At 75.8% G+C, this 1344-nt stretch carries 2 protein-coding genes; both read left to right on the forward strand.

Annotation, left to right across the window (positions count from 1 at the left end):
- Positions 1-660: hypothetical protein (locus GT030_RS16870; RefSeq protein WP_161201805.1), on the forward strand; the 660-nt coding region annotated here is incomplete at its 5' end.
- A 49-nt stretch (positions 661-709) separates the two neighbouring features.
- Positions 710-1342, forward strand: a complete 633-nt coding sequence (locus GT030_RS16875) for a haloacid dehalogenase-like hydrolase (RefSeq protein ID WP_161201806.1) — start codon at positions 710-712, stop codon at positions 1340-1342.
- Positions 1343-1344 lie beyond the last annotated feature (2 nt).

Consider the following 1344-nt stretch of genomic DNA (forward strand, 5'->3'; position numbering starts at 1 on the left):
GCCGTGCCCCGGCCGCGCCCGGCCGGGCCGGGGCCCGCCGTACCGGCCGAAGGGGCCGCCCCACCGCATCTCGCGTCCGCCGACGAACTCGGCGAGTCGCTGACCCGGCCCGACTGGTGGCGGGTGGCGGACGGGCCGTTCGGCGCGGCGGCCGCGGACTCGGTGCCGGGGTTCGTCGGCGGGGTGGAGATCCCGGAGATGCTGCGGCGTCCCCCGAAGGAGCCCGGGCAAGAGGCGGAGGTGAAGCCGAAGGAGGTCGTGGCGGAGCCCGTCGAGGTGGTCCCGCGCTCCCGGTTCCGGCGGTTCGTCCCGCTCCCCACGTCCGGCTGGACCAACCCGCTCCTGCTGCTGGGCGCCGCCGCGCTGCTGGCCGGGGCGGTGCTCGGCAACTGGTACGCGCTGCTCCTCGGCTGGCTCATCGCCTACGGCTCCCGACGGCTGACCCCGGCCGAGACCAAGTGGGCGGTGCTGGTGCTGCCCGCGCTCGCCCTCGCAGCCGGGGTGGCCTACCTGTGGGGGCGCAACACCGGGCACTGGGGGACGCCGGTGGCCGAGGGGCACATGGGCGACGCGCTGGCCGGGACCTGGCCGTGGGTGGTGCGGGGGGCGGCGGTGAGTTCGGCGCTGTTCCTGCTCTGGCGGTCGCAGCGGAGGCGGTAGCGGGACCCGGGCCGTCCCTCCGCGACCCCGGCCGGGCACAATGGCGGCCATGCCTGCCGTGTCCCCTGCGTATGCGCCCACCGTCGGTTTCGACCTCGACATGACGCTCATCGACAGCAGGCCCGGCATCCGGGCCTGCTACCTCGCGCTGTCGGAGCGGACCGGGGTGTACGTGGACGCCGACCTCGCGGTGACGCGCCTCGGCCCTCCGCTCGCGGAGGAGCTGGTGAACTGGTTCCCGGCCGCCGACGTCCCCGCCGTGGCCGACCTGTACCGGTCGATGTACCCCGAGTACGCCATCGCCCCCACCCTCGCCCTGACCGGCGCCCGCGAGGCCGTCGCCGCCGTCCGCGCCGCCGGGGGCCGCACCCTGGTGGTCACCGCCAAGTACGAGCCCAACGCCAAGCTCCACCTCGCCCACCTCGGCATCGAACCCGATGTCGTGGTCGGCGACCTCTGGGCCGAGGACAAGGCCCGGGCCCTCCGCGAACACGGCGCGCACATCTACGTGGGCGACCACACCGGCGACATCCGGGGAGCCCGCGCCGCGGAGGCCCTCTCGGTGGCGGTGGCGACGGGCCCGTGCAGCGCGGAGGAACTCCGCGAAGCGGGCGCCGACGTGGTCCTCCCGGACCTCACGGCCTTCCCCACCTGGCTGGACACCCACATAACGGCGGCCTAGCC

It is taken from the genome of Streptomyces sp. SID1328 (genome assembly GCF_009865595.1).
Classification (GTDB): Bacteria; Actinomycetota; Actinomycetes; order Streptomycetales; family Streptomycetaceae; genus Streptomyces; species Streptomyces griseoluteus.

Coding starts and splice junctions, on each gene's coding strand:
- GT030_RS16875 (WP_161201806.1), top strand. CDS start 710: ATGCCTGCCGTGTCCCCTGCGTATGCGCCCACCGTCGGTTTCGACCTC.